Annotated in this window: 27 protein-coding genes and 1 riboswitch; of the genes, 10 read left to right on the forward strand and 17 right to left on the reverse strand. The window is 70.9% G+C overall.

Translation table 11 applies throughout. The annotated features are described in order from the left end of the window. The first annotated feature begins 42 nt into the window (after positions 1-42). Entirely contained in the window at positions 43-243 is a 201-nt protein-coding gene (locus tag M1L60_RS39190) for a type II toxin-antitoxin system Phd/YefM family antitoxin (protein ID WP_438862203.1), read from the forward strand. On the opposite strand, the gene M1L60_RS39195 is transcribed toward M1L60_RS39190, so the two are convergent. Next, complete coding sequence (locus M1L60_RS39195; protein WP_253242647.1) at positions 185-2,035, reverse strand: FtsX-like permease family protein; 1,851 nt, start codon at positions 2,033-2,035, stop codon at positions 185-187. The genes M1L60_RS39190 and M1L60_RS39195 overlap by 59 nt on opposite strands. A gap of 1 nt (position 2,036) precedes the next feature. After that, positions 2,037-2,768 (reverse strand): ABC transporter ATP-binding protein, encoded by a 732-nt coding sequence (locus M1L60_RS39200; RefSeq protein ID WP_253242679.1) that lies wholly within the window; start codon positions 2,766-2,768, stop codon positions 2,037-2,039. Between the two features lie 144 nt (positions 2,769-2,912). Between M1L60_RS39200 and M1L60_RS39205 the strand changes: the two genes are divergently transcribed. Next, positions 2,913-3,353, forward strand: a complete 441-nt coding sequence (locus M1L60_RS39205; RefSeq protein ID WP_253242648.1) for a hypothetical protein — start codon at positions 2,913-2,915, stop codon at positions 3,351-3,353. On the opposite strand, the gene M1L60_RS39210 is transcribed toward M1L60_RS39205, so the two are convergent. Beyond that, positions 3,339-4,346 (reverse strand): LLM class flavin-dependent oxidoreductase, encoded by a 1,008-nt coding sequence (locus M1L60_RS39210; protein WP_253242649.1) that lies wholly within the window; start codon positions 4,344-4,346, stop codon positions 3,339-3,341. The two genes, M1L60_RS39205 and M1L60_RS39210, sit on opposite strands and share 15 nt — an antisense overlap. Before the next feature lie 70 nt (positions 4,347-4,416). Between M1L60_RS39210 and M1L60_RS39215 the strand changes: the two genes are divergently transcribed. From M1L60_RS39215 to M1L60_RS39225, 3 genes are all read left to right on the forward strand, one after another. Further along, complete coding sequence (locus M1L60_RS39215; protein ID WP_253242650.1) at positions 4,417-5,163, forward strand: SDR family oxidoreductase; 747 nt, start codon at positions 4,417-4,419, stop codon at positions 5,161-5,163. A gap of 190 nt (positions 5,164-5,353) precedes the next feature. Beyond that, positions 5,354-5,545 carry a hypothetical protein gene (locus M1L60_RS39220; RefSeq protein WP_253242651.1) on the forward strand — a complete coding sequence of 64 codons (192 nt, stop codon included), beginning with the start codon at positions 5,354-5,356 and terminating at the stop codon, positions 5,543-5,545. Next, positions 5,542-5,943 (forward strand): TIGR03618 family F420-dependent PPOX class oxidoreductase, encoded by a 402-nt coding sequence (locus M1L60_RS39225; protein WP_253242652.1) that lies wholly within the window; start codon positions 5,542-5,544, stop codon positions 5,941-5,943. The genes M1L60_RS39220 and M1L60_RS39225 overlap by 4 nt, the downstream gene beginning before the upstream one ends. Before the next feature lie 40 nt (positions 5,944-5,983). Here M1L60_RS39225 and pheT read toward each other — a convergent pair whose 3' ends face one another. The 10 genes from pheT to M1L60_RS39275 form a co-directional block, all read right to left on the reverse strand. Continuing rightward, positions 5,984-8,464 (reverse strand): phenylalanine--tRNA ligase subunit beta, encoded by a 2,481-nt coding sequence (gene pheT / locus M1L60_RS39230; RefSeq protein WP_253242653.1) that lies wholly within the window; start codon positions 8,462-8,464, stop codon positions 5,984-5,986. Between the two features lie 5 nt (positions 8,465-8,469). Continuing rightward, positions 8,470-9,531 (reverse strand): phenylalanine--tRNA ligase subunit alpha, encoded by a 1,062-nt coding sequence (gene pheS, locus M1L60_RS39235; protein ID WP_253242654.1) that lies wholly within the window; start codon positions 9,529-9,531, stop codon positions 8,470-8,472. 156 nt (positions 9,532-9,687) lie between these two features. Next, positions 9,688-10,692 (reverse strand): alcohol dehydrogenase catalytic domain-containing protein, encoded by a 1,005-nt coding sequence (locus M1L60_RS39240; RefSeq protein WP_253242655.1) that lies wholly within the window; start codon positions 10,690-10,692, stop codon positions 9,688-9,690. After that, the gene (locus M1L60_RS39245; protein WP_253242656.1) at positions 10,692-11,468 is read right to left on the reverse strand and encodes a TrmH family RNA methyltransferase; all 777 of its coding nucleotides are present in this window, start codon (positions 11,466-11,468) and stop codon (positions 10,692-10,694) included. The genes M1L60_RS39240 and M1L60_RS39245 overlap by 1 nt, the downstream gene beginning before the upstream one ends. Before the next feature lie 77 nt (positions 11,469-11,545). Next, positions 11,546-11,935 carry a 50S ribosomal protein L20 gene (gene rplT / locus M1L60_RS39250; RefSeq protein ID WP_215790608.1) on the reverse strand — a complete coding sequence of 130 codons (390 nt, stop codon included), beginning with the start codon at positions 11,933-11,935 and terminating at the stop codon, positions 11,546-11,548. A gap of 36 nt (positions 11,936-11,971) precedes the next feature. Beyond that, the gene (gene rpmI, locus M1L60_RS39255; RefSeq protein ID WP_253242657.1) at positions 11,972-12,166 is read right to left on the reverse strand and encodes a 50S ribosomal protein L35; all 195 of its coding nucleotides are present in this window, start codon (positions 12,164-12,166) and stop codon (positions 11,972-11,974) included. Positions 12,167-12,238: 72 nt separating this feature from the next. Further along, positions 12,239-12,856 (reverse strand): translation initiation factor IF-3, encoded by a 618-nt coding sequence (gene infC / locus M1L60_RS39260; protein WP_253242680.1) that lies wholly within the window; start codon positions 12,854-12,856, stop codon positions 12,239-12,241. Between the two features lie 286 nt (positions 12,857-13,142). Beyond that, entirely contained in the window at positions 13,143-13,601 is a 459-nt protein-coding gene (locus M1L60_RS39265; RefSeq protein WP_253242681.1) for a PH domain-containing protein, read from the reverse strand. A 23-nt stretch (positions 13,602-13,624) separates the two neighbouring features. Continuing rightward, the gene (gene hisG / locus M1L60_RS39270) at positions 13,625-14,467 is read right to left on the reverse strand and encodes an ATP phosphoribosyltransferase (RefSeq protein WP_253242658.1); all 843 of its coding nucleotides are present in this window, start codon (positions 14,465-14,467) and stop codon (positions 13,625-13,627) included. Between the two features lie 47 nt (positions 14,468-14,514). Next, a complete protein-coding gene (locus M1L60_RS39275; RefSeq protein WP_250007792.1) occupies positions 14,515-14,778 on the reverse strand; it encodes a phosphoribosyl-ATP diphosphatase in 264 nt (87 codons plus the stop codon). A gap of 77 nt (positions 14,779-14,855) precedes the next feature. Here M1L60_RS39275 and M1L60_RS39280 point away from each other — a divergent pair, with 77 nt between their 5' ends. The 5 genes from M1L60_RS39280 (at position 14,856) to M1L60_RS39300 (ending at position 18,277) form a co-directional block, all read left to right on the forward strand. Beyond that, positions 14,856-15,728 (forward strand): ABC transporter substrate-binding protein, encoded by an 873-nt coding sequence (locus tag M1L60_RS39280; RefSeq protein ID WP_253242659.1) that lies wholly within the window; start codon positions 14,856-14,858, stop codon positions 15,726-15,728. After that, positions 15,725-16,573: an amino acid ABC transporter permease gene (locus M1L60_RS39285; RefSeq protein ID WP_253242660.1), complete on the forward strand. Its 849-nt coding sequence runs from the start codon at positions 15,725-15,727 to the stop codon at positions 16,571-16,573. The genes M1L60_RS39280 and M1L60_RS39285 overlap by 4 nt, the downstream gene beginning before the upstream one ends. Position 16,574: 1 nt before the next feature. After that, positions 16,575-17,315, forward strand: a complete 741-nt coding sequence (locus M1L60_RS39290; RefSeq protein WP_253242661.1) for an amino acid ABC transporter ATP-binding protein — start codon at positions 16,575-16,577, stop codon at positions 17,313-17,315. Between the two features lie 156 nt (positions 17,316-17,471). After that, complete coding sequence (locus M1L60_RS39295) at positions 17,472-17,888, forward strand: hypothetical protein (RefSeq protein ID WP_253242662.1); 417 nt, start codon at positions 17,472-17,474, stop codon at positions 17,886-17,888. Next, the gene (locus M1L60_RS39300) at positions 17,888-18,277 is read left to right on the forward strand and encodes a hypothetical protein (RefSeq protein ID WP_253242663.1); all 390 of its coding nucleotides are present in this window, start codon (positions 17,888-17,890) and stop codon (positions 18,275-18,277) included. Before M1L60_RS39295 ends, M1L60_RS39300 begins: the two co-directional genes overlap by 1 nt. Here M1L60_RS39300 and ribH read toward each other — a convergent pair. The 4 genes from ribH to ribD are packed head-to-tail and all read right to left on the reverse strand — an operon-like array spanning position 18,274 to position 21,698. Continuing rightward, a complete protein-coding gene (ribH, locus tag M1L60_RS39305; RefSeq protein WP_253242664.1) occupies positions 18,274-18,750 on the reverse strand; it encodes a 6,7-dimethyl-8-ribityllumazine synthase in 477 nt (158 codons plus the stop codon). The two genes, M1L60_RS39300 and ribH, sit on opposite strands and share 4 nt — an antisense overlap. A gap of 44 nt (positions 18,751-18,794) precedes the next feature. After that, on the reverse strand, positions 18,795-20,009 hold the full coding sequence (locus M1L60_RS39310; protein ID WP_253242665.1) for a bifunctional 3,4-dihydroxy-2-butanone-4-phosphate synthase/GTP cyclohydrolase II: 1,215 nt from the start codon (positions 20,007-20,009) through the stop codon (positions 18,795-18,797). Beyond that, positions 20,002-20,601 carry a riboflavin synthase gene (locus M1L60_RS39315; protein ID WP_253242666.1) on the reverse strand — a complete coding sequence of 200 codons (600 nt, stop codon included), beginning with the start codon at positions 20,599-20,601 and terminating at the stop codon, positions 20,002-20,004. The genes M1L60_RS39310 and M1L60_RS39315 overlap by 8 nt, the downstream gene beginning before the upstream one ends. A 20-nt stretch (positions 20,602-20,621) precedes the next feature. Beyond that, positions 20,622-21,698: a bifunctional diaminohydroxyphosphoribosylaminopyrimidine deaminase/5-amino-6-(5-phosphoribosylamino)uracil reductase RibD gene (ribD, locus tag M1L60_RS39320; protein WP_253242667.1), complete on the reverse strand. Its 1,077-nt coding sequence runs from the start codon at positions 21,696-21,698 to the stop codon at positions 20,622-20,624. Positions 21,699-21,824: 126 nt separating this feature from the next. Continuing rightward, a riboswitch (FMN riboswitch) is annotated at positions 21,825-21,996 on the reverse strand. Between the last annotated feature and the right edge of the window lie 16 nt (positions 21,997-22,012).

The raw sequence follows: 22,012 nt of genomic DNA on the forward strand, positions 1-22,012 counted from the left end.
GGGAAACCAGCGGACAGACTAGTCGTTGAGCAAGGGGGCATCGTGCCTGAATCTCGTGCACAGTTCGACGTCGACGACGCGGCGACGCACTTCTCTCGGATCATCGACCTTGTCGAGCAAGGTGAGGAAGTCATCATCAGCCGGGCCGGCACCCCGGTGGTGTTGGTGATCCCGGTGAATCTGGTTACTCGCGGGCGGCCAGGAGGGTCACGGGTGGGTGGCGGGTGGCCGACCACGAGGTGATCAGGCTGGTCACGCCCGTGACGGTCAGGGCTACGGCGGCCACCGCGGCGATCAAGGGCCACGGCAGGTCGAGGGTGGCGGTGCCGGTCACGGCTGAGGTTGTCGACAGCACGGCGAAGAAGGCGGCCGACGCGGCCAGTGCGCCCAGCAGCAGGGCGGCGCCGGTCACCGCGTAGGCCTCGAGCAGGGCCGAGCGGATCACCTGGCTTCGGGTCAGACCCGTTACGCGGGCCTCGGCGAACTCGCGGCGGCGGGTGGCGGCGCCGATGACCATCGAGTTGATCACGCCGATCAGGGCGTAGAGGCCGCCCAGGCCGAGCACGACCAGCATCACCTTGTCGTTGGTCGAGTTGCGTTCCTCGGCGTCCGCCTTCAGCCACTCCCCGAGGGTGGACACCGGCCCGAACCGAGCCAGATCGGCCCGTACGGCTGAAGCGTCGGCGCCGGGTTCCAGCGCCACGAACGAGCGGGTCGGTGCCTTCTCCAGCAGCGCCGCGGGCACCTGGCCCGGCAGCATCAGCAGGCTCGCGCCGCCGCTCATCATCTCGGGCACAGCCGCCACCACCGGCAGATCGCCGAGATCTGCCCCGGGCGAGCCGGGAGAAAGACCGAGCAGACGGACGCGCACCGAACCGTCGGTCGGCACCTCGCCGCCGGGGCCGCGGGCCACCCCGTTTCCGGTCAGCTCGACCGGGGTGCCGTGCACCGCCGCGTACGCCCGGGGGTTGATCGCCAAGGCGGTGACGTCGGTCGTCTCCCGGTCCTCGCCCGAGCCGGTCACGATCTCGGCCGGCAGCATGGTCTCCGAAGACACCGTGGCCACGCCGGGGCGGGCCGGGACGGGCGCCTCGACCACGAAGTCGGCGTGGGTCGAGCGGGCCACCTCGCCGATGCCGCTCGACGTGAACGACTCCCCCGCGCCCGTGTTGCCCACGACCAGCGCGATCAGCACGATCAGGGGCGCCGCCACCGAGGCCGAGCGGCGCCGGGCGTCGCGGACGTTGGCCCGGGCCAGCGCGCCCAGCACCCCGCCGCCGAACGGCATCAGCCGGGCCAGCACCGGCACCAGCAGCGGCCCGAACGCGACCACGGTCACCGCGGCCGGCATGGCCACGTTCATCGCCATCGCCTGACCGCCGGCCGGTCCGCCGTGCGGGGCGACGATGACCAGGGCCAGCGCGCCGCCGAGGAAGAACAGCCCGGCCACCCAGCGCCCGGCCGTCATCAGGCGGGCCGCCGCGCCACTCTCGCGCAGCGCCTCCAACGGCCGCACCCGGGCCGCTCGCCGCGCGGCCACCAACACCCCGGCCAGCGCGAGCACCACGCCCGTGCCGATCGAGACGCCGAGGATCCACATGCGCCACTCGCCCACGAAATCGGGCGGCACGAACTCGAACCGGCGCATCAGCCACGTCTGCAACGACATCACGCCCAGCCCGGCCGGCACGCCGATCGCGGCCCCGCCCAGGCCCAGCAGCAACGCCTCGCCCAGCAGCAGCCGGCGCACCTGACCCCGGCTGCCACCGACCAGACGCAACAGGGCCAGGTCGCGGCGGCGCTGGTCGACGGTGAAGGCGAACGTCGAGCTGATGATGAAGCCGGCCAGGAACGTCGCCCCGCCCAGCGTGATGCCCAGCATCGGCACCGCGGCGTCATCGGAATTCGCTCCGGCCGCCGAGATCAGCAGCAGCAACGAGGACTGCACCAGCGCCACCCCGAGAGCCACGGAAAGCAGCGCACCCACGAACAACGTCCAGCGTTCGGCCAGGCCGGCCCGGCTCATCCCCAGCATGTCAACGCTCCCAGGCCGCGAGCCGGTCGGCCACCGCGCGCGCGTCGGCCCCGGCCAGCCGGTCGACCACGCGGCCGTCACGCAGGAACACGACCGCGTCGGCGCGGGCCGCGGCGCCGGGGTCGTGCGTGACCATCACGATGCTCTGGCCGGCATCGGCCATGGCCCGCAAGAGATCGAGCACAGTACGGGCCGCCGTGGAATCGAGGGCGCCGGTGGGCTCGTCGGCGAACAGCACCTCGGGCCGCGTCACCATGGCCCGCGCGATCGCCACCCGCTGCTGCTGGCCGCCGGACAACTCGCGCGGCTTGTGCCGGGCCCGGTCGGCCAGACCCACCGCGTCCAGCGTCGCCCGCACGGCCGACCGGGACGGGCGCTTACCGGCCAGCCGCAGGGGCAACGCCACGTTCTGCTCGGCGGTCAGCGCCCCGATGAGGTTGAAGCTCTGGAAGACGAACCCGATCCGGGTCCGTCGCAGAGCGGTCAGCTCGGCGTCACCGGCCACGGTCAGGTCGGTGTCGCCCAGCAGCACCTGCCCGGCGTCGACCCGTTCCAGCCCGGCCGCGCAGTGCAACAGCGTGGACTTGCCCGAGCCGGACGGGCCCATCACCGCGGTCCAGCTGCCGCGCGGGAAATCGAGCGTCACCCCGTCGACGGCCCGCACCGCCGACGGCCCCCGGCCGAACACCCGGCTGACCCCGTGCAGCGCCACGGCGGGCGGGGCCATCGTCATCGTCGTCATGCCGTAAACGCTATTTTCGTGGCCGTTCCGAGTCGCTACGGCGAACCACCCAGTTCGAGGTGGTGCTACCACCCCTCCCGGGTTGAGTGCGGCTACTCAGGCCCGCTACGGCGGCCCGTTCATAGGGTCGTAGCCATGTCGAAGCGACGAAAGCTTGCATGGACGGGCGGCGTGCTGGTGCTGGCGGCGGCGGTCACCCTGTTCCTGGTGAAGGACCCGCTCACGATGCCCGGCAGCCACCGGGTCGAGGTGTACGGGTTGAACGAGGAGATCTCGGGCGAGACCCAGGACCCGCCGGGCTTCCTGGGCCGCACCCTGGGCATGTGCGACGCCGACACGTACTACGCGCAGGACGGCGACAAGAAGCTGTGCCTGGTGCTCAACGGCCCGCTCGGCCAGGTGCCGGCCGCGCGCAAGGACGGCAAAGTGACCGTCGCCGCGGCCGACGTGCCCAAGCTGCGGCAGCTCGCAGGCGAGGACACCACTCTGGTGCTGATGGCCGGCGGACCGGCCGCGGTGATTCCGGTGGCGGCGCTGACCGACGGGCAGCCGGTGAGCGTGTCAGCCCTGAGCTAGAAGCGGCTTCAGGTGGGTCGCGATGTCGGTGAGGATCTGCACGTAGTCGGGGTGGTCGAAGCTGAACGGCAAGGCGAACGCGACCTCGTCGACCTCGCGGAAGGCGGCGTGCGCCAGCAACTGGTCGGCGATCTCGGCCGAGCGGCCGACGTAGTCGCGCGAGAAGAGCATCCGGGCCGGGCCTTGTGGCTCCCGGGTACGGGGGGTGCGCTTCTCGACGTACGCCTGATATTTGGCCCTCTGCTCGGCCGTGGCCGAATCGGTGGGGATGACGACCAGGCCCTGGGACACCCGGGCCTGGTCACCTCGCGGGTGATGCGCGCGGAAGGCCCGGATGTGCGACAGCTGGATCTCAGCGAAGTCGTCGGCCTCCTCGGCCTTGACCACACTGCTGGTCAGGAAGTTCATGCCGTGCGCGCCGGCCCACTGGGCCGACCGCAGGCTGGCCCCGCCGTACCACATACGGTCGATCAGGCCGGGCGCGTGCGGTTCGACCCGCTCGGAGAACTCCTCGACGACGCCCTGCTTGCCGCTGAAGTCGCTGGCCTGGTCGCCCCGGATGAACCCGAGCAGCCGCTCGACCCGGGCGTAGCTGAAGTCCTCGGCCTCGGCCGTGTCGGGGTAGAGCGCCTCTTTGACCGTGTCGAAGTTCATCGGCGGACCCACGCTGAGCCCCGGGTTGAGCCGCCCGCCGGACAGGATGTCGACGGTGGCCAGATCCTCGGCGAGCCGCAGCGGGTTCTCCCAGCCGAGCGGGATCACCGCCGTGCCGAGCTCGATCTTCGACGTACGCTGCGTGGCCGCGGCCAGCACGGCCACGGGCGACGAGATGCCGTACTGCAGGTGCCGGTTACGCACCCAGGCACTGTCGAAGCCGAGCTGCTCCCCGAGCTGAATGATCTCGAGCGTGGACTCGTGCCCCGCCCGCGGATCGTCCCGCTCGAACAGCCCGATGGTCAGGAACCCGAGTTTCCGCAGAGGCCGCGATGTCACGCCTCACAGCGTGCCATGGATGATCGCCGCCGCGGGCGTGACGTTGCAGTCATTCCAGTACCGTCGGCGCATGACGATCTCGGGAAGTGCCCTGGTCACGGGGGCCTCGCGCGGGCTCGGCGCGCACATCGGGCGACGCCTGGCGAGCGACGGGTGGGCGGTGGCGGTCAACTACCGCTCGGATGCTGAGGGCGCGGCCGAGGTCGTGGCCGACATCGAGCGTACGGGTGGGAAGGCTTTTGCTTTTCGGGCCGACGTCACTGACGAGGACGAGGTGCGGCAGCTCGCGGCCGAGGTGGAGCGCACGCTCGGTCCCGTACAGGTGGTGGTGGCCAATGCGACCGGACCGCAACCGGCCGTCAAGGCCGAGGAGACCACCTGGCAGGACCACCTCGACCAGCTCACGTTCTTTGTGAAGAGCCCGACCCTGCTGCTGCAGGCCACGCTCCCCCACATGCGGCGGCTGGGCGGCGGGCGTTTCATCCACATCGGCTCCGAGATGGTGGAGCGGGCGCTGCCGCAGTTCTCGGCCTACAACGCGGCCAAGGGCGCCCAGCTCACGTTGGCCCGCACCTGGGCCCGTGAACTGGGCGTCCACAACGTGACGGTCAATGTGGTCGCGCCGGGCTGGATCCCGGTCGAACGGCACGGCCCGCTCACCGAGGCCGACACCGCGGACTACGTGGCCGGGGTGCCGCTGCGCCGGATCGGCACCCCGCAAGAGATCGCCGACGTGGTCGCCTTCGTGGCCTCCGACGCCTCCCGCTTCATCACCGGCGAGCGCATCACCGTCAATGGCGGGTACACGACTGACTGAGCCGGTTGATCTGCGGGCATGCTGATCACGGTGGTGGCCGATTACGGGGGAGCTCACGCTGCCCGAGCCGCCGGGCAACGCGCTCGTCTACACCGACGGTTACGGCAACCTCAAAACCTCGTGGCACGAGCCGCCGGCCCAATCAGGGACAACCGTTTCCGTACGCATCGGCGCCCGCACGGCCGAGGCCGTGATCAGTGACGGCGTCTTCGCCGTGCCCGCCGACGCCATGTCGTTCGCGCCGGGCAGCTCGGGCTGGGGCGAGCCGTTCTACGAGCTGCTCCTGCGCGGCGGCAGCGCCGCCGAGGTCTTCGGCCACCCCGCCGCCGGCACGCCGGTCGAGGTGCGCGCGGACAAGATCGGCGTACTGTCGGCGGCGTGACGATCTTGCCTGATGGCCTGCTGGAACTGCTGCGCGAGGCCAGCCCCTGCTTCATCGCGACCACCGACCCGGACGGGTCGCCGCAGCTGACCGAGACCTGGGTCGGCACCGACGGCGAGCACATCGTGATCAACACGGTGGAGGGCTTCCGCAAGGTCCGCAACGTCGAGCGGGACCCGCGCGTCTCCGTCATCGTCGCGAACCCGAAGAACGTGTCCGACTACTACTCGGTCAAGGGCCGGGTGGTCGACGTGACCCCGAAGGGCGGCGCCGAGAACATCGAGGAACTCGCCCAGAAATACCTCGGCGGCCCGTACCCGTGGTTCGGCGGCCGGGACCAGGTGCGGGTCGTCATGACGATTGCGGTCGACAAGATCATCCACGCGCCCTGGGCCTGAGGAGCGCCGGGCCTGCGCGGCCCGGCGCTCTCACGCTCTCTCAGGCGCCGCGCAGGGTGGCGCCGAAACGGGCGGCCACCGCCGCCACCGCCGCGTCACGGGCCGCCAGCGTCTCTTCCGTGGTCAGCGTGCGGTCGGGGGCGCGGAAGGTCAGCTTGTAGGCCAGGGACTTCTTGTCCTCGCCGAGCTGGTCCGACTCGTACAGGTCGAACAGGGACACCGACTCGAGCAGTTCGCCCGCGCCGTCGGCCAGGGCGGCCTCGACCGAGGCGGCCGAGGTGGCCCGGTTGACGATCAGGGCCACGTCGATCAGCGCCGGCGGGAACGACGAGATCCGCTTGGCCTGGGTGACCGGGGGCAGCGGCAGCGCGTCGAGGTCGAGCTCCATCACGCTGGTGCGCTTGGGCAGCTCGTAGGCCGAGACCACCGCCGGGTGGAGCTCGCCCGCGTGGCCCACGACCGTGCCGTCGACCGAGATCGCGGCGCAGCGGCCGGGGTGCCACGGGGCCAGCTCGTCGGCGCCGACCGTGATCCGGTCGGGCGTGACGCCGGCCGCGGCCAGCGCGATGCGGGCCGCCTCGACCGCGTCGGCCCACGAGGCCGCGCGGCCCGGGCCCCACCAGCCGGCGGGCTCGGCGTCGCCGGTGAGGGCGACGGCCAGGTGCCAGGGCTGGGCGGGCACGATCGTGTTGGCCGCGGCCCACTCCTCGTCGGTCGGGCGGCGGTCGACACCCATCGGCGGCGGGGCGATCTCGGTCAGACCGGGCAGGAACACCGTGCCCGTCTCGAACAGCGCCAGGTCGCGGTGGCCGCGGCCCAGGTTGCGCTTGAGCGTGCCCAGCAGGGTCGGCAGCAGCGACGTGCGCAACAGCGGCTCCTGCTCCGACAGCGGGTTGGTGAGCCGCACGGCGCTGCGCCGCGGGTCGTCGGCCGGGTAACCGAGCTGGTCGGCCGCCGCGGGCGCCACGAACGGGTACGAAAGCACCTCGGTGTAGCCGTTCTCGGCCAGGGCCCGGCCGACCGTGCGCCGGCGCCGCTGCTGCGGGGTGATGCCGCTGCCGCCGCGGGCCGGGGGCAGCAGCGACGGGATGTCGTTGTAGCCGCCGAGCCGGGCCACCTCTTCGACCAGGTCGATCGGGGCCAGCAGGTCGGGCCGCCAGGACGGCGGGGTGACCTCGAGCGGGTCGACGCCGGTAACCGTGCCGCCGATCCGCGAGAGCAGCGCGGTGACCTGCTCGGTGTCGTAGGCCAGGCCGATCCGGCGCGCGGGCAGGGCCGGGTCGAGCGCGATCGAGGCCGGGGCGACCACGTGGTCGAGGTCGAGCACGCGCTCGTCGGCCGTGCCGCCGGCGTGCTCGGTCAGGATCTGGACGGCCCGCTCGAGCGCGACCAGGGTGAGCTGCGGGTCGACGCCGCGTTCCCAGCGCTTGGCGGCCTCGCTGAACAGCTTGTGGCGGCGGGCCGTGCGGCCGACCATCACCGGATCCCAGTGGGCGGCCTCGAGCAGCACGTCGACCGTGTCCGGCTGCCACTCGCTGGTCTCGCCGCCCATGACCGCGGCCAGCGAGATCGGGCCGGTGTCGTCGCAGATGACCATGTCTTCGGCGTCGAGCACGCGGGCCACGCCGTCGAGCGTGGTCAGCTTCTCGCCCGGCCGGGCCCGGCGCACGACCAGGCCGCCGCTGAGCCGGTTGAGGTCGAACACGTGCATCGGCTGACCGAGTTCGAGCATCAGGTAGTTGGTGATGTCGACCGGCAGCGAGATCGTGCGGATGCCCGCGGCGACCAGGCGCTGCTGCATCCACAGTGGCGAGGCCGCGTTCGGGTCGATGCCGCGCACCACCCGGGCCGAGAACCGGTCGCAGCCGACCGTGTCTTCGAGCTTCACCTCGTACGGAACCTCGGCCGTGCCGCCGGGGGCCGTGACGATCGAGGCCGGGTCGGTGTAGGCGGCGTCGAACGCGTACGACAGCTCGCGGGCCAGGCCACGCAGGCTCATCTCGTACCCGCGGTCGGGCGTGATCTCGACCTCGACCAGCACGTCGGCCAGACCCACGACCGGGCGTGCGTCGTCGCCCGGCTTCGCAGTGTCGGGCGCGAGCACGATGATGCCGTCGTGGTCGCCGCTCAGCCCCAGCTCGGCCGCCGAGCAGATCATGCCGTTCGAATTGCGGCCGTACGTCTTCCGAGCGCCGATCTTGAAGCCGCCGGGCAGCTCGCCACCCGGCAGGATGACCGCCACCAGGTCACCCTCGCTGAAGTTGCGGGCCCCACAGACGATCTCTTGCGGTTCGGCCCGGCCCACGTCGACCGTGGTGAAGCGGATCGGCTTCTTGAACCCGGTCAGCTCCTCGATGGTCAGCACCCGGCCCACCACGAGGTCACCGCGGACAGTGGCGGCCTGGTCGACGATCGACTCGACCTCCATGCCCGCGTTGGTCAGGGCGTCGTCGAGCTGCTCGGTGGTGAGGCCGGCCGGCAGCTCGACGAACTCCCGCAGCCATGACAAAGACGTCTTCATGGTTGTCAGACCGCCATTCCGAAGTTCGTGGTGAACCGCACGTCGCCCTCGACCATGTCGCGCATGTCGCTGACGCCGTTGCGGAACATCAGGGTGCGCTCGACGCCCATGCCGAACGCGAAGCCCGAGTAGCGCTCGGGGTCGATGCCGGCCGCGACCAGCACCTTGGGGTTGACCATGCCGCAGCCGCCCCACTCGACCCAGCGCGGGCCGTCGCGGTGCTGGGCGAACCAGACGTCGAACTCGGCGCTCGGTTCCGTGAACGGGAAGTAGTGCGGCCGCCAGCGGGTACGCGCGTCGGGGCCGAACATCGCCTTGGCGAAGTGGTCGAGCGTGCCCCGCAGGTGGGCCATCGTGATGCCCTCGTCGACGACCAGGCCCTCGATCTGGTGGAAGACCGGGCTGTGGGTCGCGTCGAGCTCGTCCGAGCGGTAGGCCCGGCCCGGGCTGACCACATAGATCGGTGGCTGCCGGGTGAGCATCGTGCGCACCTGGCCGGGCGAGGTGTGCGTCCGCATGACCAGGCCGGGCAGGTCGACATAGAACGTGTCCATGGACCCGCGGACCGCGTTGTCGGGCCCGATGTTGAGCGCGTCGAAGTTGGCCCACTCGAGTTCGAGCTCGGGGCCCTCGACGATGTCGTAGCCCATGCCGGCGAACAGGTCGCCCATGTGCTCCATCAGCGTGGTCAGCGGGTGGCGGGCGCCGCGCGGGCGCCGGTTCCACGGCAGGGTGACGTCGACGCGCTCCTCGACAAGGACCCGGGCCGCGCGCTCGATCTCGAGCTCGGCCTGACGGGAGTCGTAGGCGCCCTGCACGGACTGGCGGGCCAGGTTGACCCGCTTGCCGGCGTCGGACTTGGCGGCCGGCGGCAGCGAGCCGATCTCGCGCCGGGCCAGCGACACGGGGCCGCGGTCGCCGAGGTGGGCCGACTTCAGCGCGGCCAGTTCGTCCAGGTCGGACGCGGCGTCGAAGGCCTGACGGGCGGCGTCGACGGCGGCCTCGAGCGCGGCCGGGTCGAGCAGGGCGGCCTGCTTGGGGTCATACGGATCGTTGCGGTAGGACATGGTCTCCCTCACCTGGAATGCCAAGGCAGTCTACGGAGGCACGGCTGAGCCGCAGCCCGCCGGTCAGGGAGATCGGGACGTGTCAGACCCGCGGCCCGCGACCAGCGGGCCGGCTAAACAGCTTCGGAAGTCCTGGCACGGGTCGAATCATACCGGTCAGGCCTGGCGCTCGGCGACGGTGATACCGGCGTGGCCCGGGATGGGCGAGTCCATCGTCGTCAGCGCGACGCCGGCCGCCTCGAGCGGGATCACCGAGCCGACCAGGCGGCCCGGGTCGAGCCGGCCCCGGGCGACCAGGTCGATCATCGGCGGGTAGTCGGCCGCGGCCATGCCGTGCGAGCCGACCACGTGCAGTTCGCGGGCGACGACCAGATCCCAGGGCAGCGGGGCGTGGGCGTCCACGCCGAGCATCAGGCCGACCTGCACGTGCCGGCCGCCCCGGCGCAGGCTGCGGACCGAGGCCTCGGCGGTGGCGGCCGAGCCGTAGGCGTCGATCGCGATGTGCGCTTCCTGGTCGATCTCGTGCACGATGACCGCGCCCAGCGCGGCCGCCATCGAGTTGGCCGCGGGCGACGGGTCGACCGCGAGCACCTTGAAGCCCAGCGCGGTCGCGATCATGATCGCCGACAGGCCGACGCCGCCGCAGCCGTAGACCGCGATCACAGCGTCGTCGGGCACCGGTCCGTGCCCGGTCAGGGCCCGGAACGCGGTGGCGAACCGGCAGCCCAGCGCGGCCGCGGCCACGAAGCTGACGCTGTCGGGCAGGCGGACCAGGTTGGTGTCGGCGGCCCGCACGACCACCCGCTCGGCGAACGAGCCGGGGTGGGTGAAGCCGGGCTGGGTCTGGTCGGGGCAGATCTGGGCCCGGCCGGTCGTGCAGAACTCGCAGCGGCCGCAGCCGTTGACGAAGGGCGCGGTCACCCGCTCCCCCAGCCCGAACCCGCGGACGGACGGGCCGACGGCGACGATCTCGCCGGCGAACTCGTGGCCCGGGATGTGCGGCAGCGGCACCGGGTCGTGCCCGCGCCAGGCGTGCCAGTCGGAGCGGCACAGGCCGGTCGCGCGCACCTCGATCACGGCGCCGTCGGGCGGGCAGTGCGGCTCGGGCACCACGGCGACCCGCGGCGCCGCCCCGACGGCGTCGTAGACGATGGCCCGCATCAGCGCTGCGCCCGGGCCGACGCGTAGAGACAGACGGCGGCTGCCGCGGCCAGGTTCAGGCTCTCGGCCCCGCCGTAGATCGGCACGCGCACCGGCCGGTCGGCCGCGTCGAGCAGCGCGGCCGGCAGGCCGTGGGCCTCCGAGCCGAACAGCCAGGCGGTGGGGGCGGCGAGCACGCCGTCGTCGGCCAGGGAGTCGAGGTCGTCGGCGCCGTAGCCGCTGGTGGCGAGCACCTGCAGACCGGCATCACGCAGCGGTGTCACGACGTCGAGCGGGGAACGGACCACATCTACATGAAACAACGAGCCGGCCGACGCGCGGACGCATTTCCCGTTGTAGGGGTCAACCGCGTCCCCGGCGAAGATCACCGCGCCCGCTCCGGCCGCGTCGGCGGTCCGCAGAATCGTGCCCGCGTTGCCGGGGTCGCGGATCTCGGCCACCACCGCGACCAGACGCGGCTTCTTGGCCAGCGCCTCCTTCAACGGCACGTCGATCTGCTCGCACACCGCCACCAACCCCTGCGGCTGTACGGTCTCCGCGAGCGCGGCCAAGCCGTCCTCGCTGATCTCGGACACGACCTCGGCGTGCGCGGCCAGGTCGGCGTGCCGCTCGATCGCCTCGGCGGTCGCGAACAGCTCGAGCACCACGCCCGCCGCGAGCGCCTCCCGCACCGCCTGCGGCCCCTCAGCCAGAAACCGGCCGGACTGATCGCGGTCCCGGCGCCGCTGCAATTTGCGGGCCGCAGCGACTCGGGGGGTACGAGCGGTGAACGTCATCAACCGGTCCAGTCTTGGGGGTAGAAAGGCCAGCAGGCGCCTCCCAAGTCTGGGAGACGCCTGCCGAAAGTGCTTACTTACGCGGCCTTCGGAGCGCCGCCGGTGCCCTCAGCAGCCACCGCCGCCTTGGCCACCTCGACGATCGCGGCGAAAGCCGCCGCGTCGTTCACCGCGAGGTCGGCCAGGATCTTGCGGTCGACCTCGATCTCGGCCAGGCGAAGACCCTGGATGAGACGGTTGTAGGTCAGGCCGTTGGCCCGGGCGCCCGCGTTGATGCGCGTGATCCACAGCTGGCGGAAGTCGCCCTTGCGGTCACGGCGGTCGCGGTACGAGTACTGCATCGAGTGCAGCACCTGCTCCTTGGCCTTGCGGTAAAGGCGGGAGCGCTGACCGCGGTATCCGCTGGCGGTCTCCAGCAACGTGCGACGCTTCTTCTGGGCGTTCACTGCCCGCTTGACGCGTGCCATTTCGGTACTCCTAACAGGGGAACGGGTGTGGCGGCGTCAGCGGCCGAGAAGCTTCTTCACGCGCGGCAGGTCGGCCTCGGAGACGACCGTGGTGCCGGTCATGCGCCGAGTGACGTGCGAGGACTTGCCCTCGAGGAGGTGGCGCTTGCCGGCCTTCTCGCGGACGATCTTGCCCTTACCGGTGACCTTCACCCGCTTGCCGGTGCCGGTGTGGGGCTTGAACTTAGGCACTTGGAGCCTCTTTCTGAACTTTGGCGCACGTCAGGGGGCCCATCGGCCCCCCGAGGCATGCGGAAAAGCTGTCTATTCTGCGGTGGTGGTGGCGGGTGCCTCGGCCTCGACCGGGGCTTCGCCCTCGCGGGGCTCACGGCCCGGCTTGGTGGCGACGGCGGCCACGGCCGCGGCCTTGGTCGCGCGGTGCGGCGCCAGCACCATGATCATGTTTCGGCCGTCCTGCTTCGGGCTGGCTTCCACGAATCCCAGCTCCGAGATCTCTTCGCTGAGCCTGCGCAGGAGCCGGAATCCCAGCTCGGGGCGGCTCTGCTCGCGACCGCGGAACATGATCGTCACCTTGACCTTGTCGCCCGCCTTGAGGAACCGCACCACGTGACCCTTTTTGGTCTCGTAGTCGTGCGGGTCGATCTTCGGACGGAGCTTCATTTCCTTGATGACGGTCTGCTGCTGGTTGCGCCGTGCTTCGCGTGCCTTCAGTGCGCTCTCGTACTTGAACTTGCCGAAGTCCATGAGCTTGCACACCGGCGGCCGCGCCATGGGAGCAACCTCGACCAGATCCAGATCGACATCCGCGGCCAGCTGCAGGGCGCGCTCGAGCGGGACGATGCCCACCTGCTCACCCTCAGGGCCGACCAATCGGACCTCACGAGCACGGATCTGTTCGTTAACGCGTGGTTCGACGCTGATGGGGCCTCCTCAGAACGGTTACTTTGCTGCCAATGTCGGTCGGCCCCGCGCCCCAGGACAACTGGGCGCCGGGAAAGCAGAAGGCCCCAGCGCATGCTGAGGCCCGCTCGACCGGTCATCGACGCCCGTGAGGACGCGCCCCGGACGCCGAATCGCTTCGGCGTCCAGGTGACCGGACCCGGCCTTCGTGTCGAAGGCTTCGGGTGGGAACCAGCGGGCTCCTCTTTCGCGCCTGCATTCGAGATGCGGGCGTGGTCGACGCGTCAACTCTACCAGGTGTAATTGTTCAAGCGTCCACGGCCTCGGCGTGCAGCTTGCGCAGGGTGCGCACGCCGTCGACGGCGTAGTCCTTGTCGGCTGCCTGCAGGGCGTGCACCGAGATCTGCTCGTCGTCGAGCAGCTCGAGCTGGGCCCACGGCGAGTTCCGGTCGAAGCGCACCTTGCGCACCACCGACCAGGGCAGGTCGTAGCCGCCGACGACGTTACGGACCCTGATGTGCTCGGCGTCGGCGATCACCCGGGGCCGCAGGAAGGCCAGCACCCCGAGCCCGATCAGGATGCCCAGACCGATCATGGCGGCCTGGTCGCCGCGCTGGAACGAGCCGGAGTTGCCGAAACCGGCCGACCCCGTGAGGCCGAAGCTCAGCACGGTGAACAGCACCATGACCGCGGCCGCGACCGGGATCGCCACCCACCGGATCTTCTTGGGGCGGTACGTCACCGTCTGCTCGTCCACGACCTTCAGGCTACTCACGCTCCCCGCCCCCTTCACAGCCGGCAATTCGCGATGTCGGTGACCAGAATGGCGCGGGCGCCCAGCTCGTAGAGCTCGTCCATCACCTTGTGCACATCGGCCCGCGGCACCATGGCCTGCACGGCCACCCAGCCCTCGCGGTGCAGCGGCGAGACCGTGGGCGACTCGATGCCCGGGGTCAGCCCGGTGGCCTGGTCGAGCAGATCGGCCCGTACGTCGTAGGCCAGCATCACGTAGCTGCGGGCCACCAGCACGCCCTGCAGCCGCCGGACGAGCTGGGCCGCGAACGCGTTGTCGTGGTCGGCCCGGCCGATCAGGACGGCCGACGAGCGCAGCAGCGGCTCGCCCAGCGTGACCAGGCCGGCCTGACGCAGCGTGGCGCCGGTCTCGACCACGTCGGCGATCAGGTCGGCCACGCCCAGGCGGACCGCGTTCTCGACCGCGCCGTCGAGCCGGACGACGTCGGCCTTGAGCTCGTGCTCGGCCAGGTAACGCTCGACCACCCCGGGGTACGCGGTGGCGATGCGCTTGCCGCCGATCTCGTCGGCCGAGGCGATCGAGCCGGACGGCGCGGCCCACCGGAACGTGGCCCCGCCGAAGTTGAGGTCGAGCACCTCGGCCGCCGGGACGCCGGAGTCGACCAGCAGGTCGCGGCCGGTGATGCCGAGGTCGAGGTCGCCCGACCCCACGTAGGTGGCGATGTCGCGCGGCCGCAGGTAGAAGAACTCGACGTTGTTGGCCTCGTCGCGGCAGATCAGGTCTTTGGGGTCGGTGCGCTGGCGGTAACCCGCGTCGCGCAGCATCTGCGAGGCGGGCTGGGACAGGGTCCCTTTGTTGGGGACGGCGATGCGCAGCATCTCGGACGTGCTCCTTCTGGTCGCTTGATCAAGAGCGGAGTGGCACGTCACAGATGTCGATAGACGTCCTTGAGGTCGAGCCCGGTCGCGATCATCAGGACCTGGGCCTGGTAGAGCAGCTGGGAGATCTCCTCGGCGGCCCGCTCGGGGCCTTCGTGCTCGGCGGCCATCCAGGACTCGGCCGCCTCTTCGACGACCTTCTTCCCGATGAAGTGGACTCCGCGCTCCAAAGCCGCGACGGTGGACGAACCGGGGGTTCCCTCCGCCGCCTTCGCCTGGAGCTCGGCGAACAACTCTTCGAACGTCTTCACGGGGAGCATTTTGCCAACTCGTCACGGGATGGCGACGAACGCCCCCAGCAGGTGAGACGTGTTCTAGGCTCCCGGGCATGGTCAGCCGATTCACCCTTCTCACCACCGGCGGCGCCGTTCTCGCGCTCGCCGCCCTCGTGGGCTGCTCGCCCGTCGACCAGATCGCCGCCCCCACCGCCTCCGCGAGCGCGTCCGGGGACGTTTGCCCTGCTGGTGGCCTCGCCACGAAGACCGCCGGCAAGTTGACGATCGGCACCGACACACCGGCCTACGAGCCGTGGTATTCCGACAACGACCCGAAGAACGGCAAGGGCTTCGAGTCCGCCGTCGCGTACCAGGTCGCCCAACGGCTGGGATACTCGCAGGACAACGTGATCTGGACCTCTGTGACGTTCAACAACGCCATCGCGCCCGGCCCGAAGGCCTACGACTTCGACATCAACCAGTTCTCGATCACCCCCGAACGGCGTAACGCGGTCGACTTCTCGTCGCCGTACTACCTGGTCCGGCAGACGGTGATCACGACCAAGGGCTCGAAGATCGCCGGCGCCAAGTCGCTGGCCGACCTCAAGAGCGCCAAGCTCGGGGCCCAGGTCGGCACGACCAGCTATCAGGCGGTCACCGACCTGATCAAGCCGAGCACCCAGCCGTCCGTCTTCAACAACAACGACGACGCCAAGGCGGCGCTGGTCAACGGCACCGTCGACGGCATCGTGGTCGACCTGCCGACCGCGTTCTACATGACCGGGGCCGAGCTCGACAACGGCGTCATCGTCGGCCAGCTGCCCCAGGTGGGCGTGCCCGAGCAGTTCGGGCTGGTGCTCGACAAGGGCTCGGCGCTGACCGGTTGCGTCAGCACGGCGGTCGACCAGCTGCGGCAGGACGGCACCCTGGCCGTGCTGGAGAAGACCTGGCTGGCCGGCAGCGGCGGAGCCCCCGAACTCCAGTGAGCCCTTCGCAATACGAACCAAGCGCGATTCAGCAGGGCCGGATCACCTTCCGCCGCCGGAAGGCGGTCCGGTCCGTGCTGCTCGCCGCGCTCTCCACCGCGATCGTCGGCACGCTGCTGGGCGTGCTGGTCACCGGCGCTCCCGGGTGGGACCGGGTGCGCCAGTCGTTCTTCGACCCGCGGATCGCCCGCGAGTGGCTGCCCGAGATCCTCGAGGGGCTCTGGCTCAACCTGCGCATGCTCGTGTTCTGCGCGCTCGCGGCGCTGGCGCTGGGGCTGCTCATCGCCGTGCTGCGCACGTTGCGGGGGCCGGTGTTCTTCCCGGTGCGGGCGCTGGCGACCCTCTACACGTACTCGTTCCGGGGTCTGCCGCTGATCATCGTGATCTATCTGATGGCCTTCGGCATCCCGGGTCTGCGGCTCGAGGGCACGCCGAGCGTCACCGTGCTCGGCGGGGCGGCCATCGTGATCACCTATGGCGCGTACCTGGCCGAGGTGTTCCGGGCCGGCATCGAGTCGGTGCATCCGAGCCAGATCGCGGCCGCGCGCTCGCTCGGGCTCAGCTATCGGCAGTCGATGCGGTTCGTGGTGCTGCCCCAGGCCGTCCGCCGGGTGGCTCCGCCGCTGCTGAACGACACCGTCGCCCTGCAGAAGGACGTCGGGCTGATCTCGCTGGCCGGGCCGATCGACGCGATCCGGATGGCCCAGATCGGCGTGGCCCAGACCGCCAACTTCACCCCGTACGTGGTCGCCGGCGTGCTCTTCGTGCTACTGGCCCTGCCGCTGATCGCCGTCACCGACTGGGTGACGCTGCGGGCGGCCCGACGGCAGAACGCGGGGACCTGAGATGGTGCTTTCCTGCACGGACGTCCGCAAGACGTTCGGCTCGCACGTGGTGCTCGACGGGCTCACCCTCGACGTCGGCGAGCACGAGGTGGTGGCGCTGATCGGCGCTTCCGGTTCGGGCAAGTCGACGCTGCTGCGCTGCGTGAACCTGCTGGCCGAGATCGACGACGGCGTGATCCGCCTCGACGGCGAGGACATCACCGACCCGCGGGTCGACCCCGACTCCGTACGCCAGAAGATCGGCCTGGTCTTCCAGTCGTACAACCTGTTCCCGCACATGACCGTTCTCGACAACATCACCCTGGCTCCCGTACGGGTCCACAAGCGCCCGGCCGCCGAAGCGCGGGACCAGGCGATGGAGTGGCTGAACCGGGTCGGCCTGGCCGACAAGGCGGGCAGCTATCCGGACAACCTCTCGGGCGGCCAGCAGCAGCGCGTGGCGATCGTGCGGGCCCTGGTCAACAGCCCGCGTCTGCTGCTGCTGGACGAGGTGACCTCCGCACTCGACCCGGAACTGGTGGGCGAGGTGCTCACCATGATCCGCGAGCTCAAGGGCGAGGGCATGACCATGGTGCTGGCCACCCACGAGATGGGCTTCGCGCGTCAGGTGGCCGACCGGGTGGCATTCCTCGACAAGGGCCGCGTGCTCGAACAGGGCCCGCCTTCGCAGGTCCTGGGTGATCCCGTGGAGCCCCGCACCCGCCAGTTCCTGGCCCGGATCATCGAAGCCGGCCGCCTCTGAGAACCGGCCGTGCGAACTGGCTCGACTGCACGTAGAGACATTTAGATAGAAAGATGTGGCGCGGCGTCGATGCGACATGACATGGTGCAACGGCGGGCACGGGGGTGAACCGCCGAAACGGGGAGGCGGCCCTCTTGCATCGCTGAGAGGACCGTTATGCGTCGTTTTATCGCATTTCTGGCCGTCCTGGCCGCTCTGATCACCGGGTCGGCCCTGCTCGCTGGGGGCGCGCAGGCCGACACCGGGCCGTCCACCACCCGCATCGTCACCAGCGACCGCGCCGCTCAGGGCGAGCGGGTCGTGGTGACGCTGAGCGCCACCTGCCCGGCCGGCGCCACCATCAAGGTCGATGTCACGGTGACCGCGGCCAACGAGGACCGCATCGCCCAGGGCAGCCGCCAGAAGAAGGTGGACTGCACCGGCGCCGCCCAGCCCGTCGAGCTGCGCGTCGAGCGCAACCCGATCGGCGCGATCTTCATCGTCGGCCAGGCCACGGCGACCACCGTGCGCACGGTCTGCGACGACACCGACTGCGACGTGATTTCGTTCGACGAGACGATTCGGATCAGCTGATGCGCAAAATCATCGCCACTGCCCTGTCCGCCGTCCTGATCCTCGCGCTGGGCCCCGCACCCGCCCGGGCCGACGCCTCGACCGAGATCCAGCTGTTCTGGACGACGCTCGCCGCCCGCGGGGCCGCGGTCGACGTCAACTTCGGCATAACCTGCCCGGTCGACGTCGACGGCACGGCCACCGTCGCGATCACCCAGACCCGCGACGACGGCCTGACCGCGAGCGGCACCGGGTTCGACGAGTTCTCGTGCCGCAACGGCAGCATCCTCAACATCACCCGGGTCACCGCCAGTGTGCTCGGGGCGCCGTTCGAGCGGGGCTCGGCCCGGCTCACCATGGTGGTGACCGGGGCCGCCCCCATCAACCGGAACGTCCGGCTGACCAGCTAGTTCTTGGCGAGCTCGCGGAGGACGAGGGCGGCGTCGAGCACGGCCACCGTGGCCTGCCAGCCCTTGTCCTCCACCGAGTCCTCCAGGCCGGCCCGGTCGCGGGCCTGCCCCAGGCTGTGGACCGTCAGCACACCGTGGCCGACCGGGGTCCGCTCGTCGAGCGCGACCCGGGTCAGGCCCGAGGTCACCGACTCGTTCACGTAGGCGTAGTGGTCGGTCTCGCCCTTGATCACCACGCCCAGGGCGACCACGGCGTCGCACGTCCGGGCCAGCGCCTGGGCCACGACGGGCAGCTCGACCGAGCCCGCGACGCGGGTCACCACGACGTCCGTGACCCCGCATTCCTCGGCCGCGGCCCGAGCCCGGTCGATCATGTGGTCGATCAGGTCGGAGTGCCAGCGCGCGCCGACGATGCCGAGCCGCAGCCCGGCCGCGTCGACCGTCTCCATCTTCGGATCACCGAAACCGGCCATGTCGCCCCCTCTTAGTCAATAATCACCCGCGGCACACGGGAAAATCAGCCCAACGCCTCGAACAGGTGGCCCATGCGGTCGCGCTTGGTCCGCAGGTAGTGCACGTTCTCGGGGTGCAGCCGCACCGGCAGCGCCTCGCGGCCCGTGATCGTCAGGCCGTAGCCTTCCAGACCGGCCCGCTTGGCCGGGTTGTTGGTCAGCAGCCGCATCGAGCGCACACCCAGGTCGTACAGGATCTGGGCACCCGTGCCGTAGTCGCGGGCGTCGGCCGGCAGACCCAGCTCGAGGTTCGCGTCGACGGTGTCGAAGCCGCGATCCTGCAGCTGGTAGGCCTGCAGCTTGTGCAGCAGCCCGATCCCCCGGCCCTCGTGCCCGCGCATGTAGAGCACGACGCCCCGGCCCGCCTCGGCCACCTTCTGCAGGGCGGCGTCCAGCTGCGGGCCGCAGTCGCAGCGCTGCGAGCCGAAGACGTCCCCGGTCAGGCACTCCGAGTGGACCCGGACCAGCACGTCCTCGCCGTCGCCGAGGTCGCCGTAGACCAGCGCGACGTGCTCGCCGTCATCGGTCAGGGCGCGGTAGCCGACGGCGGTGAACAGGCCGTGCTCGGTCGGCAGCCGGGTCTCGACGACCCGCTCGACCTGGGTCTCCTGGTGCCGGCGGTAGGCGATCAGCTCGGTGATGCTGATCAGGGCCAGGTCGTGCTCGACGGCGAACTTCTCGAGGTCGGGGCGGCGCTGCATGGTGCCGTCGTCGTTGACCATCTCGCACAGCACGCCCGCGGGGCGCAGGCCGGCCAGCACGGACAGGTCGATCGCGGCCTCGGTGTGCCCGGGGCGGCGCAGCACGCCACCGGCCTTGGCCCGCAGCGGCACCACGTGGCCGGGACGGGAGAGGTCGGTCGGCTTGGTCTCGGGCGAGGACAGCAGGCGGATCGTGCGGGCCCGGTCGGCGGCCGAGATGCCGGTGGCCACGCCCTCGCGGGCATCGACCGTCACCGCGTACGCCGTGCCCCGCGCGTCCTGGTTGGTGTGGAACATGGGCGGCAGGTCGAGGCGGTCGGCCTCGTCCTCGGTGATCGGCACGCAGATGTAGCCCGAGGTGTAGCGGACCATGAAGGCGACCAGCTCGGGGGTGGCCTTCTCGGCGGCGAAGATGAGGTCGCCCTCATTCTCGCGGTCCTCGTTGTCGACCACGATCACGGCCTTGCCGGCGGCGATGTCGGCGATCGCCCGCTCGACGGCGGCGAAGGACTCAGACATGACGGTCTCCCAGCATCTTCTCGACGTACTTGGCGATCACATCGACTTCGAGGTTCACCGGGTCGCCGACGTCCTTGGCCCCCAGCACGGTCAGCTTCGAGGTCGTCGGGATCATCCCGACGCTGAAGGTCTCGTCGTCGACGGCCATGACGGTCAGCGAGACCCCGTCGACAGTGATCGAGCCCTTCTCGACCACGTATTTCGCCAGCTCGGCGGGGAGCGAGAAGCGCACGACCTCCCAGTCGGCGGCGGGCTCGCGGGCGACGATCCGGGCAACCCCGTCGACGTGGCCCTGCACCAGGTGACCGCCGAGGCGGCTGCCCAGCGCGGCGGCCCGTTCCAGGTTGACCTGGCTGCCCACCTCGAGCGCGCCCAGCGAGGAGCGGCGCAGCGTCTCGCCCATCACGTCGGCGGTGAAGACGCCGTCGACGTTGTCGATCACGGTGAGACAGACGCCGTTGACCGAGATCGAGTCGCCGTGCCGGGCGTCCGACGTGACCAGCGGTCCCCGGATCTTCAGGACGGCGGAGTCGCTGCCGTCCTCGATCAGGCTCTCGACCTGGCCTAGCTCTTCGACGATGCCGGTGAACATAAGGCTGCTCCTCATTCCGGTTAAGGGCGGCGGGTGGGGCGGTCGGATGGCTTGGAGTTCTTGAGCGATGCAGTGAAGCGCAGGTCGGGGCCGATCTGCGTGATGTCCTTGAGGTCCAGCTCCAACGCGTCGGCGATGGTGCCGATTCCCGCGTCGACCAGCGCCGGCTTACCCGCGCCGAGCAGCTTGGGGGCCACGTAGCCGATGACCTGGTCGACCAGCCCGGCCGCGAGGAAGGCGCCGGCCAGCGTCGGCCCGCCCTCGAGCAGAACCGAGCGGATGCCGCGCCCGAACAGGGCCGTGAGCAGCGCGTTCAGGTCGACCCGGCCGTCCGGCCCGGTGCCCAGCTCGGCGCTGGTGGCGATCCAGGTGGGTGCGGCCGCGTCCTTGACACGCGCTTTTTCCGGCGTACGCCCGTCCGAGTCGACGACGACCCGGAGCGGCTGCTTGATGGCGAGGCTGCCGTCCCGCAGGTCGCGCACGGTGAGCTGGGGGTCGTCGGCGATGACGGTGCCCACGCCGGCCACGATCGCGTCGACCGTGCTGCGCAGCACGTGCACGTCGGAGCGGGCCGGGGCCGAGGTGATCCACTGGCTGGTGCCGTCGGCGGCGGCCGATCGCCCGTCCAGCGTGGCCGCGAACTTCCAGGTCACGTACGGGCGGCCGCGGCGCACGGCGGTCAGCCAGGCGACGTTGCCCTCGGCCGCTTCCAGGCGGCGTACACCCGTCTCGACCTGCACCCCGGCCGCGCGCAGGGTGACCGAACCGCCGGCCGCGACCGGGGTCGGGTCGTCGACCGCGATCACCACCCGCTCGACGCCCGCGTTGATCAGGGCCTGGCTGCAGGGACCGGTGCGACCGGTGTGGTTGCAGGGTTCGAGGGTGACGATCGCGGTGCCGCCGCGGGCCCGTTCGCCGGCCTGGGCCAACGCGACGATCTCGGCGTGCGGCCCGCCGGCGTAGGCGTGGAAGCCCTCACCGACGACCTCGCCCTCGGTGTCGAGCAGGATGCAGCCGACCACCGGGTTGGGGCTGGTCGTGCCGAGTCCGCGGGCGGCCAGCGCGATCGCGCGCCGCATCGCCTCGTCCTCGGTCATGGTCTTCCTCTCGCGCGGTGCTGATCACGCGCAAGCGAGGAAGAGTCAGAAAACGCCGGAAATCGGGCACAAGGGTACGCTGCGCGCACCCCGGCCGGGGGCTGGACAGCCCTCGTTCCGATGCCAGCGCGCTGTCTCCCATCCGGACTGTCTGACCAGGCTGAGCCTGATCAACCGTCGGCCCTGGAGTCTCACCAGGTCCACCGTCCGTCGTAGGTGACGACGTCCGGGTCGCGGGCTTACCGATTTTCATCGGATCACCGCCGGTTCGGAATTTCACCGAGTCCCGCCAGCGCGTGGTGGGTCACCCACGA

The sequence above is a fragment of the Paractinoplanes aksuensis genome (genome assembly GCF_024137025.1).
In the GTDB taxonomy this organism is placed as follows: Bacteria; Actinomycetota; Actinomycetes; order Mycobacteriales; family Micromonosporaceae; genus Actinoplanes; species Actinoplanes aksuensis.

What these genes read in the sequence shown, in the direction of transcription:
- M1L60_RS39195 (WP_253242647.1), bottom strand. Translation starts at nt 2,035, where the DNA reads ATGCTGGGGATGAGCCGGGCCGGCCTGGCCGAACGCTGGACGTTGTTC.
- M1L60_RS39200 (WP_253242679.1), bottom strand. Translation starts at nt 2,768, where the DNA reads ATGACGATGGCCCCGCCCGCCGTGGCGCTGCACGGGGTCAGCCGGGTG.
- M1L60_RS39205 (WP_253242648.1), top strand. Translation starts at nt 2,913, where the DNA reads ATGTCGAAGCGACGAAAGCTTGCATGGACGGGCGGCGTGCTGGTGCTG.
- M1L60_RS39215 (WP_253242650.1), top strand. Translation starts at nt 4,417, where the DNA reads ATGACGATCTCGGGAAGTGCCCTGGTCACGGGGGCCTCGCGCGGGCTC.
- pheT (WP_253242653.1), bottom strand. Translation starts at nt 8,464, where the DNA reads ATGAAGACGTCTTTGTCATGGCTGCGGGAGTTCGTCGAGCTGCCGGCC.
- pheS (WP_253242654.1), bottom strand. Translation starts at nt 9,531, where the DNA reads ATGTCCTACCGCAACGATCCGTATGACCCCAAGCAGGCCGCCCTGCTC.
- M1L60_RS39240 (WP_253242655.1), bottom strand. Translation starts at nt 10,692, where the DNA reads ATGCGGGCCATCGTCTACGACGCCGTCGGGGCGGCGCCGCGGGTCGCC.
- M1L60_RS39245 (WP_253242656.1), bottom strand. Translation starts at nt 11,468, where the DNA reads ATGACGTTCACCGCTCGTACCCCCCGAGTCGCTGCGGCCCGCAAATTG.
- rplT (WP_215790608.1), bottom strand. Translation starts at nt 11,935, where the DNA reads ATGGCACGCGTCAAGCGGGCAGTGAACGCCCAGAAGAAGCGTCGCACG.
- hisG (WP_253242658.1), bottom strand. Translation starts at nt 14,467, where the DNA reads ATGCTGCGCATCGCCGTCCCCAACAAAGGGACCCTGTCCCAGCCCGCC.
- M1L60_RS39280 (WP_253242659.1), top strand. Translation starts at nt 14,856, where the DNA reads ATGGTCAGCCGATTCACCCTTCTCACCACCGGCGGCGCCGTTCTCGCG.
- M1L60_RS39290 (WP_253242661.1), top strand. Translation starts at nt 16,575, where the DNA reads ATGGTGCTTTCCTGCACGGACGTCCGCAAGACGTTCGGCTCGCACGTG.
- M1L60_RS39295 (WP_253242662.1), top strand. Translation starts at nt 17,472, where the DNA reads ATGCGTCGTTTTATCGCATTTCTGGCCGTCCTGGCCGCTCTGATCACC.
- M1L60_RS39300 (WP_253242663.1), top strand. Translation starts at nt 17,888, where the DNA reads ATGCGCAAAATCATCGCCACTGCCCTGTCCGCCGTCCTGATCCTCGCG.
- ribH (WP_253242664.1), bottom strand. Translation starts at nt 18,750, where the DNA reads ATGGCCGGTTTCGGTGATCCGAAGATGGAGACGGTCGACGCGGCCGGG.
- M1L60_RS39310 (WP_253242665.1), bottom strand. Translation starts at nt 20,009, where the DNA reads ATGTCTGAGTCCTTCGCCGCCGTCGAGCGGGCGATCGCCGACATCGCC.
- M1L60_RS39315 (WP_253242666.1), bottom strand. Translation starts at nt 20,601, where the DNA reads ATGTTCACCGGCATCGTCGAAGAGCTAGGCCAGGTCGAGAGCCTGATC.
- ribD (WP_253242667.1), bottom strand. Translation starts at nt 21,698, where the DNA reads ATGACCGAGGACGAGGCGATGCGGCGCGCGATCGCGCTGGCCGCCCGC.